A 1,761-nucleotide genomic window follows, 5' to 3' on the forward strand; every position below is an offset into this window, starting at 1 on the left:
GTTAGGTTCCCTGGGCGGTGGCAATCATTTTATTGAGGTTTGCGTTGATACGGAAAACTGTGTTTGGCTGATGCTGCATTCGGGTTCTCGCGGCATTGGCAATTTGCTCGCACAGCAGCATATCGAGACGGCGAAAGATTTAGCTAAACTGGCAGAAATTAATCTGGCTGACAAAGATTTGGCTTATTTTGTAGCGGGTACGCCGGAGTTTGCTGCTTACTGGCACGATTTGCAGTGGGCGCAAGATTATGCTCGTTTTAATCGCGATGTGATGATGAATCGGTTTAAGCGGATTGTGGAAAAGTACGTCGCGGGCGGCAAATCTGTTAAGCCGTTATTAGAGGTGAATTGCCACCACAATTATGCGGAAAAAGAGGTGCATTTTGGCGAAGATGTGTATGTTACTCGCAAGGGTGCTGTGCGGGCGGATGTTGAGGATTACGGGATTATTCCGGGTTCGATGGGGGCGAAGTCTTTTATTGTTAAAGGGAAGGGAAATGTTGAAAGTTACTGCAGTTGCAGTCACGGTGCGGGGCGGTTGATGTCTCGCACTAAGGCGAAAAATGTATTTACTCTTGATGATTTTGTGCGGCAGACTGACGGGGTTGAGTGCCGCAAAGATGAGCAATTTTTAGATGAAATTCCGGGGGCTTATAAGTCCATTGATGAGGTGATGAGTCAGCAGTCGGATTTGGTGGAAGTTGTGGCGACTCTCAAGCAAGTGGTTTGCGTTAAGGGGTGACAGAAATTGCTATATATCAATTCCGGTTGTGCCGTCAGATTGTTGACTGTTGACTGTTGATTGTTGACTGTTGACTGTTGACTGTTAAGAGGGCGGGCACGGGGGCACCGCCCCTACGGACTGTTAACTGTTGACTCGATTTCATTATTCCGATGCAACCGGAAACGATATTATTTGTACTTGACTTAGGTGAAAAGTTGTGTATGGGAAAATGGGGGAAATCAAGTCGCTTTCGATTTCCTCCTGTTGACAAATGCTTTGTTTTCTGAAACTAATTCCTAACAAGCCATCTGCTTCCACTCAATTTCTAGCAAGCGCATCAATCTTTCATCGCCTTTGGCTTTGGCTACTTGCTGTCTGCGATCGAGAATACTGCAAATATGCGCCCGGTGGACTTGGGCTAGATCCTTAAGTGTTGGGGAAGATGGAACCGCTGCTGGGCTGCTGGCTGCTGCGATATCCTGCTGGGCTTGAAAATTTTGCTTTGTGGTAGAGTTTGCGCTCCCGTATTTTTGGGGGACGGGAATGTGTCTGGGATACCGATAGTTCCAGTCTCGATCTCGTCGATATTTGCCCGCGATTTCGCCTTGGATGGTATCGACTGTGGGAATGTCGTATTCGTAGTTTGCGCCGCGATAAGTGAGTTGCATATTTTTCGATCCTTATATTGAGATAAAAAGAGCAGTCAGGTCTGGTGTGATTTTTGTACGTAAAAAATTTTTACTTTCTGTATTCAATTATACTGTTTTTTAACTAAAACGCATTATTTACAAAAATTAATATTTAGAGTCGCAAAGAGTTCGATTAAGCCCGCGGCTGCGGGTTTAATCGAGCTTTTGAGTGTTTTTGCTCGCCGCCAGGAGTGAAACTGCTGCGGTTGCGAATAATTACCCGACTGTCACTTGATCGGTTTGCACGTTTGTGGCACCTTCTTCAGCAGAGGCGATCGCCACTAACTTGTCGAGAATTGCCTGACTGGGAACTTGACCTTTGAGAACAACCGTGCTGCTGAGCTGAGC

3 protein-coding genes are annotated in these 1,761 nt (G+C 46.3%); 1 reads left to right on the top strand and 2 read right to left on the bottom strand.

Annotation, left to right across the window (positions count from 1 at the left end):
- Positions 1 to 742: RtcB family protein (locus tag WBA89_RS10835; RefSeq protein WP_424406289.1), on the top strand; the 742-nt coding region annotated here is incomplete at its 5' end.
- A 278-nt stretch (positions 743 to 1,020) separates the two neighbouring features.
- Here the strand turns inward: WBA89_RS10835 and WBA89_RS10840 are convergent.
- Positions 1,021 to 1,392 (bottom strand): DUF4278 domain-containing protein, encoded by a 372-nt coding sequence (locus tag WBA89_RS10840; protein WP_424406290.1) that lies wholly within the window; start codon positions 1,390 to 1,392, stop codon positions 1,021 to 1,023.
- A 237-nt stretch (positions 1,393 to 1,629) separates the two neighbouring features.
- On the bottom strand, positions 1,630 to 1,761 hold a 132-nt coding region (locus WBA89_RS10845; protein ID WP_424406291.1), incomplete at its 5' end, for a BON domain-containing protein.

The sequence above is a fragment of the Microcoleus sp. genome, from assembly GCF_049646505.1.
Taxonomy (GTDB): Bacteria; Cyanobacteriota; Cyanobacteriia; order Cyanobacteriales; family Microcoleaceae; genus Microcoleus.

Coding starts and splice junctions, on each gene's coding strand:
- WBA89_RS10840 (WP_424406290.1), bottom strand. CDS start 1,392: ATGCAACTCACTTATCGCGGCGCAAACTACGAATACGACATTCCCACA.